The sequence below is a fragment of the Bremerella cremea genome (genome assembly GCF_039541315.1).
In the GTDB taxonomy this organism is placed as follows: Bacteria; Planctomycetota; Planctomycetia; order Pirellulales; family Pirellulaceae; genus Bremerella; species Bremerella cremea.
In genome coordinates, this window is the sequence record NZ_BAABFZ010000005.1 from 426,500 (window position 1) to 442,227 (window position 15,728).

13 protein-coding genes and 1 riboswitch are annotated in these 15,728 nt (G+C 55.9%); all 13 genes read right to left on the reverse strand.

The features are described from left to right. Nucleotides 1-27: 27 nt before the first annotated feature. The gene (locus ABD890_RS18660) at nucleotides 28-558 is read right to left on the reverse strand and encodes a hypothetical protein (protein WP_345093278.1); all 531 of its coding nucleotides are present in this window, start codon (nucleotides 556-558) and stop codon (nucleotides 28-30) included. Nucleotides 559-718: 160 nt separating this feature from the next. Then, on the reverse strand, nucleotides 719-1,687 hold the full coding sequence (locus ABD890_RS18665; RefSeq protein WP_345093280.1) for a type II secretion system F family protein: 969 nt from the start codon (nucleotides 1,685-1,687) through the stop codon (nucleotides 719-721). Between the two features lie 7 nt (nucleotides 1,688-1,694). After that, complete coding sequence (locus ABD890_RS18670; protein WP_345093283.1) at nucleotides 1,695-2,660, reverse strand: type II secretion system F family protein; 966 nt, start codon at nucleotides 2,658-2,660, stop codon at nucleotides 1,695-1,697. A gap of 26 nt (nucleotides 2,661-2,686) precedes the next feature. Further along, the gene (locus tag ABD890_RS18675) at nucleotides 2,687-4,006 is read right to left on the reverse strand and encodes a TadA family conjugal transfer-associated ATPase (protein WP_345093286.1); all 1,320 of its coding nucleotides are present in this window, start codon (nucleotides 4,004-4,006) and stop codon (nucleotides 2,687-2,689) included. Between the two features lie 312 nt (nucleotides 4,007-4,318). Beyond that, on the reverse strand, nucleotides 4,319-5,566 hold the full coding sequence (locus tag ABD890_RS18680) for a CpaE/TadZ family protein (protein WP_345093288.1): 1,248 nt from the start codon (nucleotides 5,564-5,566) through the stop codon (nucleotides 4,319-4,321). A gap of 96 nt (nucleotides 5,567-5,662) precedes the next feature. Further along, on the reverse strand, nucleotides 5,663-7,306 hold the full coding sequence (locus ABD890_RS18685) for a type II and III secretion system protein family protein (RefSeq protein ID WP_345093291.1): 1,644 nt from the start codon (nucleotides 7,304-7,306) through the stop codon (nucleotides 5,663-5,665). A gap of 59 nt (nucleotides 7,307-7,365) precedes the next feature. Continuing rightward, entirely contained in the window at nucleotides 7,366-8,583 is a 1,218-nt protein-coding gene (gene cpaB, locus ABD890_RS18690; protein WP_345093294.1) for a Flp pilus assembly protein CpaB, read from the reverse strand. Between the two features lie 187 nt (nucleotides 8,584-8,770). Next, complete coding sequence (locus tag ABD890_RS18695) at nucleotides 8,771-9,289, reverse strand: TadE/TadG family type IV pilus assembly protein (protein WP_345093297.1); 519 nt, start codon at nucleotides 9,287-9,289, stop codon at nucleotides 8,771-8,773. After that, on the reverse strand, nucleotides 9,286-9,852 hold the full coding sequence (locus tag ABD890_RS18700) for an A24 family peptidase (RefSeq protein WP_345093300.1): 567 nt from the start codon (nucleotides 9,850-9,852) through the stop codon (nucleotides 9,286-9,288). Before ABD890_RS18700 ends, ABD890_RS18695 begins: the two co-directional genes overlap by 4 nt. A 338-nt stretch (nucleotides 9,853-10,190) precedes the next feature. After that, nucleotides 10,191-10,391, reverse strand: coding sequence for a Flp family type IVb pilin (locus ABD890_RS18705; protein ID WP_105332387.1), 201 nt, complete (start codon nucleotides 10,389-10,391; stop codon nucleotides 10,191-10,193). 180 nt (nucleotides 10,392-10,571) lie between these two features. Beyond that, nucleotides 10,572-10,649, reverse strand: a riboswitch (cyclic di-GMP riboswitch). Nucleotides 10,650-10,986: 337 nt separating this feature from the next. Then, a complete protein-coding gene (locus tag ABD890_RS18710) occupies nucleotides 10,987-12,288 on the reverse strand; it encodes an MFS transporter (protein ID WP_345093315.1) in 1,302 nt (433 codons plus the stop codon). Between the two features lie 108 nt (nucleotides 12,289-12,396). Next, the gene (locus tag ABD890_RS18715; protein WP_345093318.1) at nucleotides 12,397-13,851 is read right to left on the reverse strand and encodes a sulfatase; all 1,455 of its coding nucleotides are present in this window, start codon (nucleotides 13,849-13,851) and stop codon (nucleotides 12,397-12,399) included. Between the two features lie 120 nt (nucleotides 13,852-13,971). Then, nucleotides 13,972-15,558: a phosphoenolpyruvate carboxykinase (ATP) gene (pckA, locus tag ABD890_RS18720; protein ID WP_345093321.1), complete on the reverse strand. Its 1,587-nt coding sequence runs from the start codon at nucleotides 15,556-15,558 to the stop codon at nucleotides 13,972-13,974. Nucleotides 15,559-15,728: the final 170 nt, after the last annotated feature.

Sequence of the window (15,728 nt, forward strand, 5' to 3'; positions counted from 1 at the left end):
AACTTGGCTTTTAGCAGGGAACCGAACCTATTGATCGGTGAATGCTGGCAGACGTGGAGCTGGGATCGACGAGCGTTCGCGACGGTAGATTTCGTCGATGTATTCAGCCGAACGACCAACTGGCTGCTGTGGGCTGACGTAGACCTCGGTGACATCCGGAGTACCAAACATGTTGGTTAGGCTGGCCTGGACCGTCTTAATGCGGGCTTCCGTTTCTTCCTGGCTCAAACCCTGCATGACGTAGACAGCACGGCGGCCTTCCGGGCCCATGACAATCTGGCGAACTTTCAGCTTGCCGGAGGAAGTCAGATCGCCGGTGCGGGCGTCAAAGTAGTGATCGCTCAGCGTGTTCTGCAAGCGGATGCCAGCAGCGGTCATCGCCGAGTAATAGTTATTGACCGAAGCACGGTCAGCTTCCACGAACGGAGATGGCCAGCACTTGTTGCGAGCGTAATCGAGGTGGGCTCGATCCCAAAAATCGTTCCATCCTGCCTGGCTAACCGAGCAGAACAACAGGGTTGCCAGAATAGATTGTGTAAAGAGGGTGCCGATCTTCATGCGTGGCCGCCTTCCATGGGATTATCGCAAGTCCGTGCGCCGGTGCTGACCTGTGGCGCGGTATATCGTTCAGAGCTTGCATCGGCCATCGTTCGGCCAGGTCAACAGTAACGAGGACCTGGCCGTTACGACACGTAGAACCGGTAAACTTTCCACAACCTTACGAGTTGGCAGCCATCATTGGCAGCATCTCGCGGACCACCGTGATAGCAGCCGGACCGACCAGCACCACGAAGATGCCAGGGAAGATGAAGAACACCAGCGGGAAGATCATCTTCACCGCGGTCTTGGCGGCCTTTTCTTCGGCGATCTGACGGCGACGGGTACGCATGGCATCGCTCTGCACGCGAAGTGCCTGGGCGATACTCGAACCGAACTTATCGGCCTGAATCAGAATCGCGGCGAGCGATCGCAGGTCTTCTACACCGGTACGCGAACCAAGTTCGTGCAGCACGTCGACGCGCGCACGGCCCATCTGCAACTGGAAGTTACACATGCCGAACTCTTCTGCGATGACGCGATAGGTCTTTTTCATTTCTTCGGCCACGCGACGCATCGCCTGGTCGAGACCAAGACCTGCTTCGACACACACGACCATCAAGTCGAGGGCGTCTGGCAGACCGCGGAAGATTTGTTCTTTACGGCTCTTGCCGAGGTACCACAGCCCGATATCCGGCAGATAAAAGAACCCGCCCAGCACGATAGCTGCCTTCAAGATACCGAACAACGAGAAGTCGCCCAGCACGAAGAAGGTACCGCCACCCAAGAGCAAGCCGAGCATCAGTCCGGCGAACTTCAGGCCAAGGAACGTCGTCGGAGCGGTCTCGCCACGGAAGCCGGCGTGCGAAAGCTTGTCTTTCAGCGCGTTGGCATCTTTAGCGTTGGTTGGCTGCAGTGGCTTGGCCAACGCAGGCGAGGCCTTTTCCAGGACCTTACCCAGCGCGGTAGTTTTGCCACCCTTCTCGCCTCGACCGTTACGTTGGTAAGGATCTTTGATCCCGTCCAAGCGGTCTTCAGCGCGGCTTTTGTCTTTGAGGAAAATGTCGGCCAGAAAATAGATTCCGGCCGCAAACAAGCCAAATACGGCGACGGTGATGATCAATACACCGTTGGTTCCAGATTCAAACATGGCTCGGTTACACCTTGATATCGATAATCTTTTGAATCACCCAGGCCCCAATCAACTGCATGACAATCGCACCGGCCAACATCTTCTGGCCCAGCGGGTCGGTGAACAGGGTCATCACGTAGTTGGCATTCAGGTACCACATCACGGCGAACAGAGCTGGAGGCATGCCTAACAGCACGATACCCGAGATACGGCCTTCGCCGGTGAGGGCCTGAATCTGACCGAACAATTCCATGCGCTGACGCACCAGTCGGCCAATCTTGTCGAGAATTTCAGCGAGGTCACCACCCGTCTGACGTTGCAGAATCACGGCGGTACCGAAGAACTTAAGGTCGAGGTTCGGGACGCGATCGGTCATATCGAGGATCGCTTCTTCCAGCGGCACACCCAGGTTTTGCGACTCGAACACTTTGCGGAACTCGCCGCCGATCGGATCGAGCATTTCTTCGCTCACCAGGTGAAAACCAGCACCCAGGCTATGACCAGCACGCAAAGCACGTGCGATCAATTCCAGGGCATCCGGCAGTTGCTGGCCAAACTTATTGAGTCGCTTATTCCGGACCCACCAGACGTAGAGAAACGGAATCGCCGCACAGATGACCGCCAGGACAGGCCCCACGTAAAATGGCATTCCCAGCAAAAACGGGATCACTGCGGCACCGCCTGCCAGGCCGGCAGTCAGCATGATGAAGTTCGAGACCGACGTATCCATGGCGGCCTGATCGAGCAATAATCGCAGATTGATGTAACGTGCGATGTACTCTTCCAGCGCACCACTATCGGCGTCGACATTGCGGCTGAGGATGCCTCCCTGCTGCTCTCCTTTGCCCGGCTCGTTCTTGCTTTTGCCGGTCAGGATTTCGAGACGATTCTCGATGTCGGGATTTGAGTCCCCACGAAACAGAATCGCTACGGCGCCTACCAGGGTGGCAACACCTACGAATACCGTAATGAGTACTACTAGCGTCAACATGATCGCTTCTCTAAGTGGATTAGTTTCTAGTCATCAAGCATCACACGTTCACGGAACGCACTCGCTGGCAGACGAACACCAGCCGATTCCAGTCGTTCCATGAAGTTCGGACGAACACCGGTCGAGATGAATCGACCACGTGCGCGTCCGGTTTCGTCGATACCTGATTGTTCGTATCGATAGACGTCCTGCATCACGACCGTTTCCTGCTCCATCCCGATCACTTCGGTGATGTGCGTGACACGGCGGGGACCACCTTGCAGACGGTTCGCCTGGATGATCAAGTCGACAGCACTCGAAATCTGCTGACGCATGGCCTTCACAGGCAGATCAAACCCCGACATCGAAATCAGGGTCTCAATACGCGAGATAGCGTCGCGTGGTGTATTGGAGTGGATCGTGGTCATCGAACCTTCGTGACCGGTGTTCATGGCCTGAAGCATGTCGAGCGTTTCAGCACCACGACACTCACCGATGATGATTCGTTCAGGACGCATACGCAGGGCATTCTTCACCAGGTCGGTCGCCGTCACGCCACCCTTCCCTTCCACGTTCGGTGGGCGGGTTTCCAGGCGGACAACGTGTTCCTGTTGCAGTTGAAGTTCCGCCGCGTCTTCAATCGTGACGATACGTTCGGCGCCACTGATGAAGCTTGAGAGTGTATTGAGCAGCGTCGTCTTACCAGAACCGGTACCGCCCGAGATAATGATGTTCAAGCGGGCTTTGATCGCACCTTCCAGCAGCATCACCATTTCAGGCGTGAAGGCTTTGTAGTTCAGCAGGTCTTCCAGTTTCAGCGGGTTCGAGCCGAAACGACGAATGGAAACCGCGGCACCGTCGAGAGCTAACGGGGGAATGATCGCATTGAAACGCGAGCCGTCTGGCAGGCGGGCATCGACCATCGGACAGGTTTCGTCCACACGGCGGCCCACCTTCGATACGATACGGTCGATGATCTGCAGCAGGTGTTCGTTGTCGCGAAACTTGACACTGCTCAGTTCCAGCTTGCCACCCTTTTCGCAATAGATCTGGTGTGGACCGTTGATCAGAATATCGCTGATCCCGTGATCCTTCAGCAAAAGCTCAAGTGGGCCCAGACCAAACGTTTCGTCGAGAACTTCTTCAATCAGACGTTCACGTTCGGTTCGATTGAGGAGAGTTTCTTCCGTATCGCACAGGTGTTCCACCACCAGGCGGATCTCGCGACGCAGGACTTCCCCTTCCAGTTCACCAATCTTTGACAGGTCGAGCTTGTCCACGAGCTTGCCGTGGATCTTCCGCTTGAGATTTTCGAATTCCGCTTGTTTCGAGTTGCTCGCTTTCGGATCCGTTGCCGCCGTCCGCATGTTTCGATTCCTTCGCAAACTGAAGTGCTGCCATTGACGCCCTTTTGACCGTTTCGTGTCGCGTCAGGTAGCCAGTGCAACCGGTGTGGTCCGACCGCACGAAGAGTTTCGCGGCGCATTGGTTGGACGGAGCTACCCAAGGAGACAGGAACCGTGCCGATGAAGGGCTTTGGAACGGTCCCCCAAAACATAGCTCACGTAGAGTTGCGCGAGAGGAAGGAAGTTTCGAAATTGGCAAACCGCACGGAATGTGCGGTCGCTACAACCTTCGCGGATTGAACGAGATAATCCACGAGCTTTGATGCGGCGGTATTAAGCGTCCGCCGATGCTTCCGATTCTTCGGCTTTTCCGGCCTTGTCTGCCTTTGACGACAGGAAGCCAAACCAGCGTCCCAAGCCAGATTTGCCACCAGCATTCTTCTTCGAGCCATCGCCCGAGAGTGCTTCGGCCAAACCGGTGAGGGCCTGCGTAATGCCGGCGCGAGGGGCCTGTTCAATCAACGGAACGCCGTTGTTGCGAACTTCGACCATGATTCGGTATTCGTTCGGGATCTGCCAATAGATCTCGCTGCCGATCGTTTCCTGAGCCTTCTTCAAGCTGATCTCGCCATTGTCGAGACCGACGCGGTTCACGATCACGCGGGTCTTTTCCTTCAGCCCGTCAACCTCGCTGAAGCTCATCATCAGACGTACCACGTTCCGCAAACATGGCAAGTCGAGCTGAATCGTCATCAGGTTGACGTTCGCCTCTTTCATCGCCAGCATGTCAAGCGCCGAGTAGGCCTTCGATGTATCGATGATCAAGTGCGTGAAGGTAGCCTTCATCAGACCGATCACGCGCGAAAGGTCGTCCGGGCTGATCGGTGCTTCTTCCTGCAATTGGACCGGGCGAGGAAGCAGATACAAGCCACTGCTATGCCGAGTCAGCGATCGCTTCAAGAGATTGAAGTCGAGACGCTTGATGTTCTGGGCAACGTCCAGCAGGGTGTAATCGGGAATCGTATCGAGGAAGACATCGCTGTCTCCCAGCGCCAGATCGAGGTCGATCAGCGCGACGTTGTTTTGTTCCTGGGCAGCGAGAATACACCCCAGATTGACGGCGAGGCTGGTCGAGCCAACACCCCCGGTAGCACCGCAAACGGTAATCACTTTACAGCCGCGGCTCTTCGAGTCACCTTTGCCGAAGCGATGATGACCGATGCGTTCCAGGGCGCTAACCAGATCTTCGATCACCAGCGGCTGGGTCAGAAACTCTTTGGCTCCTGCCCGCATCGCCTTGAGGATCAACTGGCCATCGCTCGAACCACTGATAACCAGGATGCTGCAGTCAGGCGTGCTCTCGTTGACTTCACGAATGAGGCGAATCGCCTTTTCTGGATCGGAGTCAATCGCGACGATGCCAATGTCCGGGTTTGTCTGACCCACGACGTCGGAAAAGAACTCGTAGCGCGAGCACTCCGCTTCCAGCCAGACAATATCCATGCCTAGCAGTGTCGATTTTAACGATTCTCGCGATGAGTCTTTCGGATCGACAAGGGCGACTCGTAATACATTGCTCATAGCGATTCGTACTTTCCTAACTCGACAGATGACACCTGGATAAGAATTCCCCTTTTGGGTTCAGGGGAATTCTAGTACGCAAATGTCGGCCCCGTTCTAAAAATCGAGCGTATCGTAGCCCGAAGGTCCGATCATGGCCGGCATCGGTCCGGAAGAGGCGACCGGAGCAGGCTTTTGTGCCGACGAGGGGCGAACGCCGGGATTTGCTTGAATCGAAACGGGCTGCATTCGCGGCCCGGAAGGGGTATGCACCCCCTTCATTTCGGTGCTGGTCTCAAACGCTGGCCCTTGGTTCATGGCCGGCGTTGGAACTTCCATCAGCGGAGCACCCGGTTCGATGATTTCGCCTTCGATAATCGAAGGACCGCTTGGACCGATCATGCCACCGCCGTAAGCACCGCCTGGGACACAGTTCGGCACTTCCATGTAACCCCGCCAGTACAGCTCGGTATCGTTCAGCGGGCCCGAAGCCGTACCAGGCTTTTCGCATGGTTCTTCGTCAGCGTTCAGCGGAGCAACCAGTTCTGGCGTGACCACGAACAGCAGTTCCACTTCGTTGCGTCGGTCTTGGACGCGGCGGAAAGCGGCACCAGCCCAAGGAATGTCAGCCAGGTAAGGAATACCGCGGTTTTCCGTTTCGATCTTGTCCTGGATCAGACCAGCCAGAGCGAACGTTTGACCTGCCTGCATTTCGACGGCCGTATCAACCCAGCGAGTACGGAAACCAGGCGTGCCGTTGACCGAGACGCTGGAGTCAACTTCGCTAACCAGTGGGCGAACTTCCAGGCGGATGTTGCCGTTGCCCAGGACGATTGGCACAACGTCGACGCGGGTACCGAACTCTTTGAATTCGATCGACGTGGTACCAAGACCGGACGAAACCTGAATCGGCACTTCACCACCAGACAGGAAGCTGGCAGGACGACCGCTCATGGCGTTGAGGGTTGGTTCCGATAGCAACTTGGCCAGGTTGTTCTGACGCAAGGCTTCGATGAAGCCGAAGAATGCACTGTTGTTGCCCACCACACCAAAGGTGACGGTGTCAGCACCGTTCGTCGCAATCGTCTGGCTTGACTGAGTAACGCTGTTGATGATGCCGCTGACGCTCGAGACAACGAAGTCGTTGCCGCTGAACGCTGCGAAGTCGAAGCCAACCGTACGCAGCTTGGTGCGCGAGACTTCGTAGACCTTCACCTTCAGCATGACCTGCTGGACACCACCGACCGTGATGTTGTTGATCACTTTCGGGTAGTAGTCTTGAGCCATTTCCACGATGCGGCTGATGGCATCTGGCCGATCGACGAAACCAGACAGCACCACGCTGCTCGCCAGTGGACGAACCTTGATGGTGGCGTTCGGGAATTCGCTTTCCAGAAGCATCTGTAGTTCGCGACCGTCGCCAATGACGACGACGTCGACGGTGAAGATGCTGCCGTCTTCGGCCCACAGATTGACCTGGGTCACACCCGGCTTCAGGGCAGAGACCTGAATTTTGTTGGGGGCCAACGGCGTCAACCGAAGGAGGTCAGGATTGTTGACCTGAGCCTTCGGAATCTTGTTGTCCAGGGTAAAGATGCGGCTCGAGTTGACGATCATCTCCAACCGCTGATTCGGTGCGGCTACTTGGAAGTTGACGCCTGGGGCCTCGTTTTGAGCTTGAACGGCTCCGCACCAGGCGGTCAGCGCGATCATAGCTGCAGTCGTGACAAGTTGTCGCGCGAAGCGGTACTTGGTAATCATCCGTGATTTTCCTTGCGCCGAAATTATGACTTCCCAATCCGTGGAAAATCTAAACTGGTTTAGGCGTCGTCCTGTCCAAAGTTTGAATCCGACCCCGCTGGCATGGAGTCGTCGGTTGACGTGTTGGCATCGTCGACTGGCACCTTGTCGGTGTCGGTGTTCGATCCCATTGGGGTTTGACCCGTCGTTCCTGGCGGAAAGCTGGGCGTATTGCTACCAGCCGAAGGCGTATTGGTCGACGTTGGCATGGTCTGCTGACGCGAGGTCATCGAACCAGGGGCCACTTCCTGGGGCAGCTCGTCGGCATGTCCCCATTCAAAGCGTCGGACACCATCTGGGCTGAGCAGGTCCATCGACCATTCGACTTCGTCTTCCACTGCTGTGGCTGCCGAGGTCGCTGACTTGGAAAACTTCTGTTCAGCGTTCTTCAGGAAATCGAGGAAACCACCACCCGACGACGGCTGGCTGCCGCTTTGGGTCATTTTGTTCTGTGGCTGCGGCGGAGCACTGGTGTTCATGTCCGGGTCAGCATTTTCGGTAATATCCAACAGTTCCGCGATCGTCGCGTCGTCGGTCGTTGCCGCAACGTCATCTGGCGTTTCATCTGGCGGACGGAGCGACAAGCTGAGCTTACCGAGTTGGCCGGCGAGCACCAGGATCTCGACCTGCTTCGGAGTCACCAGCAGCGACACCGTCTTGGCGTTGATCGAATTGCCCTGGGCATCGGTTTCGCGATGAATCTGTTCGTTCACAGCGAAGACGCGGCAGTTGGTCAGAATGGTGCGGGTCATCTGACGTTTTGTACGGTTCTTATCAAGCTGGTTGACGACCTGCAGGTAGACCAGCACGTCGACACGGTCACCAGGCAGAATCAAACCCGATGCGGCACTTTCCGCGGTCACCTTGATCGAGTGAACTCGGTAACCCTTCGGAATCAGCTTCGAGGCACCCTGATCTTCATCCGAGCCAAACAGCTTCCCTTCCAGGATCACTTCGCCGGCAAACAGTCGCGAACGTGGTCGACGTCCTTCAACGTTTTCCAATTCACGAATGGCTCCTTCTGGGATCTTGTCAGCAGGCCACGGTTCCAGCTTGATCATCTCAGGAGCGATAGGCTCGTTGATGTCAATGTCCTCGAGGGCGACGAAGATGTTCTCCATTTCGACCTGAGGTACCGGTTGTGCGGTCTGCTGCTCGAGCACTTGGCTGATGCCGATCGAGGCGACCAGCCCACACCCGAGAGCGATGATGATTAGGATTAGTGATTTCGGACGCATTTGCTTTTCCTTAGTTCAGCTAGCCTCCATGCCCGCACCTAGCTAGCTCCTCAGGCCCCTTTAATCGCGAGTGCGATGTAGGGGAATCATCGGGCCTCCGAGACGAGAAGGTCAAAACAAACGTCTCGAGTCGGACGACCATTGCGTTTCGCAATTTCCGGACAACCGGAATATTTTGCATCAACGTTTATTGAACGGTTTCTCTCCGCATTGTCGTTTTCGCTTCTAAGGTGGTCGCTCCTAAGTACATAGGAGACGGTAACCAACTGACTTTGGCGAAAGGTATGCGAACGGTAACGCTGACCGCTCCGCCAAATCCGGCATTTTCAGGCGGATCCGGCGAAAGGGTAACTTGTGCACCACTGCTATCGACGGCTGCTGAGTCGAGGAAGCCATTCACCGCCGAAACAACTTCGGCGGTGGTTGCTCCGTCCAGGACGGCTCGGCGAGCACCTTCGCGGGAAGCGTTGGTAATCACCTGCTGCACCATGACCATGCGACCGTACTCAATCATTCCGAAAATCAGCAGGAAGAAGAGCGGCGCCACAATGGCAAATTCAACAACCGCTGCCCCTGACCGTTTCAATCGGAATAATCGGCATCTCTTATCAAGGCCGAAATGTCGGGAACGCAAAGTCCCCGTCATCTCACCCAAGTTAACATGGTCGCTTGCGCGGTCTGTGCATGCAGACGATATCAGGCTCATACCAGCAGTCCCATCCAGAAGAAGTAGCCAATGGTTCCGATAGCGATCGGAATACCATAAGGGAGCAGCAGCATCGTTGGCTTACGCTCCGCAGCGATGCTCGACAACTGATTCGGATCACGAATGGTCATGATCTCGTTCAGGATGATGCGAGCGTTGTCCGAGTGTTTCTTCCAAGCTTTGCGGAAGGCGACCATACCGACAGCCAGGACGGCACCGACAATGGCCGAGATGCAGAATGCATAGAAGGTGTGCGTGCCGTACATCCAGGCGCCAACACCTGCCAGCAACTTAACGTCGCCGGCACCCATGCCGCCAATCGAGTAGGCTGGCAGCAGCAGGGCCAGGCCGACGACGGTGCCCAACAGGCTCCAGCCAAGGCCTTCAAAGCCAAATGCACAGAAGCTGTAGACCCAGCCGCTGGCGACGAAAGGGAACGTGATCCAGTTCGGGACCTTCAACTCGAAGCCGTCAATCACAGCGGCCAGAATCAAGGTGAACGTGACGACCCACACGGGCCAATTTTGTGCGATTGCTTCTGACAGGCTTACAAACAGATCCATGACTTTCTCCTCACCTCGCGCGTCTCATGCGAGGCCGACCACTAAATGCGCAACAACAGGGATACCACCACTGGTTTCCGGACGTGTATTTACAAAAATTCCGGCACAAAACAGTAGCTCACGCTGGCAACGATGCGGCCAAAATAGACCGCTTTTTCCCCGATTTCTGCCTATTCGGAATAAGTTGCCGTGGTGCGGTGTTTCGTTAATCCCGCCAAAGTCGGATCAACCGGAAAAAGAGAAAAGCCCCGAGTACCCCGTGTAAGGGCGCCCGGGGCTTTCCAATGTTTTCACGAAAAAAACGCGTGAGCCCGAAGGCACACGCGTTTGCTGGCGGCTTAGAGAGCACCACCAGTGGTGTTAGCGGTCTGCATGTCAGTACCGATCTTGGTGAACGTAGCGTTCGCCTGGGTACCGATCGCCTGGATGGCGGTCAGACATACGATGACGATCAGAGCCAGCATCACGGCGTATTCAACCGCGGTGGGACCGTCTTCCGATACGAGGAAATTCTGTACCTTCTGGATGAGACCTTGCATGAGAATTCTCCAACGTTGCCTAAATTCGGCAAAAACTAAAGATGCTTACTACCGCCGTTCAACCGTTGCGATTCCATCACGCTGGTCTGCAAAACTTGGTTGAATGCGGTCCTCTTGATTAAAGCCTCAGTCCCATACACAGCCATCAGGAAGTGGACGTCAAACGTCCGGAGTCAACCCTTCGGCAGCCTGGCCGCCACGGTTAAGTGGTCCTAGGCTTTGCGTCCTGACCTCGCGATCAGTTTGCCTTTGTCGGGGGACATTGGCGGCAGACCATTGCCCGTACACCGGAAGCCTCGATTTCGATGAGTTTCAGATGAGACGAGCATTAGTCCGGCAACTTGTCCTGTTGCCATTCAGTTCTGTGCGATGCACTTCCCTGAACACCTGAAACCTATGTCACGTCCGGGCCATGTCAAATTACGACCTTTAGAAAAACTTGGCGATTCCGGGACATTTTTCCGAGAGAGCATCTAAAACCCCGCTTTTAAAGGACTTAAGTGTCCCAAAATCCCATCTCAGCGCATGAAAAACGCCGCGAAGCCTTCGTTTCGCGGCGTTTTCTTCATTATTTATATCGCTCGAATCACACGTTTTAGTGCGATGGTTCGGTCGCCGGAGCCTCGTCGGTACCGTATCCGGTCTCGTCGTCGGCTGCATCCACCTTATCGTTGAACAGCAGACCGAACAGGATCATCACGACGCCGGCCATGATACAAGGCATCAGCCAGATCATCTGCCAGTTCGAGACTCCTTCTTCGTTGGTGAATGCAGCGGCGATTGCCCCCATCACCTGGGCACCGATACCCAGACCAAGACCTTGGGTCACAAAGACCAGGAAGCCTTGGGCCTGACCACGCAGCTCCTTGCCACATTTCTTGTCGGTGTAAATAAACCCGGTGACAAAGAAGAAGTCGTAGCAGATACCATGCAGCAAAATGCCGAGCACCACCATCCACTGCACGTTGCCAACATCGGCACCAGCAAACAGACCGTAGCGAACAACCCAGGCAGCCATACCGGCGAACAGCATCCACTTCACACCCAGACGGCTGAAGAAGAGTGGCATCAGCAGCATGAACACGATTTCCGAGGCCTGCCCGGACGCCATGACTGTCGCCTTTTGCTCGAAACCAACCTTGCCCACGAATGTGGAGGCATAGGCGTAATAGGCGGACAGCGGAATACAGATCAGGAACGAGCCGATGATGAACACGCTGAACGAGCGTTCTTTCATCAGTGCCAGGGTATCTGCCCCAATGATTTCGCGAAACGAGATCGCCTTACCGGCCGACGGAGGCGGCGTGTGCGGGAGTACGAAGCTGAACAACGCGAGCGCTAACCCTGCGAACCCAGCCACGTAGAACTGCAAGTCGGTGGTATCTGCCGACAGCAAAGAGCTGACCGTAACATTCGCCGCGATCCAGCCGATCGTCCCGAATACGCGAATGATTGGAAAGAGCCGTTCCTGATCGTCAATGTTCGAAAAAGCCAGCGTGTTGGTAAGCCCCAGCGTCGGCATATAGCACAGCATGTGCAGGAACACGATCACCACCAGTGCGGTCGCACTCTGCTCGGCGGCGAAAGGTGCGGCGAACATGGCCAACGCACCGAGCAAATGCATCGCGAACAAAACCCGTTCCGAGGCAAAAAAGCGGTCGGCGACAAACCCAAGAAAGAAAGGGGAAATGATCGCCGCTATCGGCCCCACCGTGTACGCCCACGAAATCATGTCGAACATTTCGTGCTTGGCCATATAAGGCCCCAGCGTCACGTACCATGCCCCCCAAATAAAGAATTGGAGAAACATCATCACCGAAAGCCCGATCAACTTCGGATTCTCGATCATCTCAGCCACGATCGAGAGAATGTAGCGACTGATGAACTTCTTCACCATCAACCAGGTTCCTTTTGTGTTATTTCACAGCGAGAGGCAAATTTTGGCGGGGCGGTCGGGGTCCGATTGTAGCCCAGCTAGCAACGTTCAAAAACCAGGGACCATGTTCTATTTCGCGCCGCCGCGATAGTTCGGGTTCGGCTGAGGCATCTTGGCGTTCATTTCTTTCTGCCATGTACGCAGCTTCTCGCGAAGCTGGGTCGTCTTTTCCGGCATCGAGGCACTCACGTCGTGTTGCTCGCCAGGGTCGTTCGCCAGGTCGTAGAGTTCGACCTTACCGTATTCATAAAACTCGATCAGCTTCCAATTGCCATCGCGAATCGACGCACCTGGTTTCCAGGCAGAACCATGGTAGTGGGGGTAGTGCCAATAAAGAGTCCGATCTTCTGCCTGCTTCTCCCCCTTCAGCAGCCCCACCAGCGACTCGCCGTCGTTGTGCACGTTCGGTTGCAGCGGCAAACCGGCCAATTCGAGGAAGGTTGGAAAGAAGTCCATGCTCACCACCGGGGCTTCCGATTCGGTGCCTGGTTGCGTCACGCCAGGAGCTTTGACGATCATCGGACTTCGCACGCCCCCTTCATAGAGCCAGCCCTTGCCGCTCCGAAGCGGAAGATTCGACGTTGGTCCGACCCGTTTGCCACCCAAGGTGCACAGGCCGCCGTTATCCGAGAAAAAGCAAATGACCGTGTTGTCGTCTAATTTCAGTTCGCCGAGCTTCGCGACGATTTCCCCCACGCTTTGATCGACCGCAGCGATCATCGACGCATAAGCCGCATTGTCTTGGCGTGCCCGGGAATTCCCTTCGTGCTCTTTGAGCGTGGGCGTTTCACCTTCAAATGTCGCTTCCGCTTTCTCTTTGAAGTGCTCGATTCGCTTCTTATAAGGAGTGATTGGCGTGTGGACGTTGTAATAACACAGATAAAGCAGAAACGGCTTTGCCTGGTCGCGGGTCTCCAGGAAGTGGATCGATTCCTCGGTCAAACGCTCGGTGAGGTATTCCCCTTCCCGCTTCGCTTCTAGCGCAGGATTCTTCCAGGGAGCGTAATACCCCCCGGGCGGCGATCCGGCGTGGTGACCGCCGATGTTCGTTTCAAACCCTTGATCGTCCGGCCAATGCCCCTTCTCACCCAGATGCCACTTGCCGGCGAAGAAGGTCTGATACCCCTCTTCCTTCAGGACTTCCGCCATGGTGACTTCTTCGAGAGCCAGATTGTCGCGGTCGTCGACGTGTAAAAACTTGCCGATCGTGCCGTTGCCAGGGATCCAGTCGGTCACATCGACACGCACCGGATGACGTCCCGTGACGATCGAAGCTCGGGTCGGCGAGCAGACCGGGCAAGCCGTGTACGCCTGGTTGAACTTCATCCCGCTCTTAGCGAGCGCATCGATATTCGGAGACTCGTTGAAGGTACTGCCGTAGCACGAAAGATCGGCCCAACCGAGGTCGTCGACCAGGAAGAAGACGAAGTTAGGTCGCTTCGTCTCGGCGGCCTCGACTAAGTCGATACCCCACACGAGGAAGGCCAAAGCCACGACGAAACCCGGAAAGATACGGTGGATCATGCCGTCTCAACTCCAACAAGTTTGCTCGATACAAGACGGCCTGCACGGTTCAATCCATGCAGGCCGATGTTTGAGCATACTCGGAATCGAGACCAGATTCACCCAGTCCCCACCAGAGCGTTAGGCGACTGGACCCGCCTTGCGCACTTCTTCGCTGACGCCAGAGGTGTACTTCTGGAAGTTCTCGATGAAGAGCGAAGCAAGCTTCGAGGCAGACTTGTCGTAGTCGGCTGGGTTCTTCCAGGTCGACTTCGGCGTCAAGATCTCGTTCGGAACGTTCTGGCATTCTTGGATCACATGCACGCCGAAGACCGGATCGACGGCGGTCGGTGCACTGGCCAGCGTGCCATCGTGGATGGCGTCGATGATCGCACGGGTATACTTCAGCTTGATACGCTGCCCTTCCCCGTAAGCCCCACCGGTCCAACCAGTGTTCACCAGCCAAACGTTCGCCTTGTGCTTTTCGAGCTTCTCGGCCAGCAGTTCCGCATACTTACCAGGATGCCAAACGAGGAACGGCCCGCCGAAGCAAGGACTGAAGGTCGCTTGCGGCTCGGTGATACCGACTTCGGTGCCGGCAATCTTGGCGGTGTATCCACTGATGAAGTGATACATGGCCTGAGCGGAGGTCAACTTGCTGACCGGTGGCAACACGCCGAACGCATCGCAGGTCAGGAAGATCACATCGCTTGGGTGACCGGCGACGCAAGGAATCTTGGCGTTGCCGATGAACTCGATCGGATACGCACCACGGGTATTCTGCGTGATGCTGGTGTCGGTGAAGTCGACGTGATGGTCTTCTTTGTCGTAGACCACGTTCTCGAGCACGGCACCAAAACGAAGGGCCTGGAAGATTTCCGGCTCGTTGTCAGGCGTCAGGTCGATCGCCTTCGCGTAGCAGCCCCCTTCAATATTAAAGATGCCGTCATCGCTCCAGCAATGTTCGTCGTCGCCGATCAACATCCGCTTCGGGTCGGCCGAAAGGGTCGTTTTGCCCGTTCCCGAGAGGCCGAACAAGATGCTGCTGCGGTCCGAGTCGGGGGCGGAAGTCGCACTGCAGTGCATCGACAACACACCCTGTTTGGGCATGTAATAGTTCATCATCGTGAAGACCCCCTTCTTCATCTCACCGGCGTATTCCGTACCGAGGATGACCATTTCGCGGTCTTCAAGATTAACGTCGACGCTCGTTTTCGAGGTCATACCTGGCGTGTGGCGGTTGGCCGGAAAACGTCCTGCGTTGTAGATCACCACATCCGGATCACCGAAATCCTTCAACTCTTCCGGAGTCGGACGGATCAGCATGGTATGCATGAACAAAGCGTGGTAGGGACGCGAGCAGATCACCCGGATCTTCAGGCGATACTTCGGATCCCAACCGGCGAAGGCGTCGACTACGTACAGCTTCTTACGGGTGTTCAGATAGTCTTTGGCCCGCTCGAGATTGATTCGATAGATCCGATCTTCAATCGGAATATTGATCGGTCCCCACCAGACATCGTCCTTCGAGTGGACCGATTCGACGACACGCTTGTCCTTCGGCGAGCGGCCCGTCTTTTCGCCGCTGTAGGCGATCAAAGCGCCCGAATCGGCGACGGCGGCGTCTTCTTCGTCGCGAATGGCTTCTTCATAGAGGGTCGAAGGGGCCATATTACGGCGGATGTCTTCGACTTCGATTTCCAATCCCTTTAAATCGATTTTACTCATCTCAGCACCACATCATTGGAGAGAAAAGACCCTGCGATCACTGCATTCACGCATTCTACTCCCTTTCTCTAAACCCGCGTACCCGACTACATGGCGCGCAAAAAAAGCGTCTTCCCCAGCCGAAGGGAAGACGCTTGTAGCGATTTGTCGAATTGTCTTGAGGCGGTCGG

Coding starts and splice junctions, on each gene's coding strand:
- ABD890_RS18660 (WP_345093278.1), bottom strand. CDS start 558: ATGAAGATCGGCACCCTCTTTACACAATCTATTCTGGCAACCCTGTTG.
- ABD890_RS18665 (WP_345093280.1), bottom strand. CDS start 1,687: ATGTTTGAATCTGGAACCAACGGTGTATTGATCATCACCGTCGCCGTA.
- ABD890_RS18670 (WP_345093283.1), bottom strand. CDS start 2,660: ATGTTGACGCTAGTAGTACTCATTACGGTATTCGTAGGTGTTGCCACC.
- ABD890_RS18675 (WP_345093286.1), bottom strand. CDS start 4,006: ATGCGGACGGCGGCAACGGATCCGAAAGCGAGCAACTCGAAACAAGCG.
- ABD890_RS18680 (WP_345093288.1), bottom strand. CDS start 5,566: ATGAGCAATGTATTACGAGTCGCCCTTGTCGATCCGAAAGACTCATCG.
- ABD890_RS18685 (WP_345093291.1), bottom strand. CDS start 7,306: ATGATTACCAAGTACCGCTTCGCGCGACAACTTGTCACGACTGCAGCT.
- cpaB (WP_345093294.1), bottom strand. CDS start 8,583: ATGCGTCCGAAATCACTAATCCTAATCATCATCGCTCTCGGGTGTGGG.
- ABD890_RS18695 (WP_345093297.1), bottom strand. CDS start 9,289: ATGAGCCTGATATCGTCTGCATGCACAGACCGCGCAAGCGACCATGTT.
- ABD890_RS18700 (WP_345093300.1), bottom strand. CDS start 9,852: ATGGATCTGTTTGTAAGCCTGTCAGAAGCAATCGCACAAAATTGGCCC.
- ABD890_RS18705 (WP_105332387.1), bottom strand. CDS start 10,391: ATGCAAGGTCTCATCCAGAAGGTACAGAATTTCCTCGTATCGGAAGAC.
- ABD890_RS18710 (WP_345093315.1), bottom strand. CDS start 12,288: ATGGTGAAGAAGTTCATCAGTCGCTACATTCTCTCGATCGTGGCTGAG.
- ABD890_RS18715 (WP_345093318.1), bottom strand. CDS start 13,851: ATGATCCACCGTATCTTTCCGGGTTTCGTCGTGGCTTTGGCCTTCCTC.
- pckA (WP_345093321.1), bottom strand. CDS start 15,558: ATGAGTAAAATCGATTTAAAGGGATTGGAAATCGAAGTCGAAGACATC.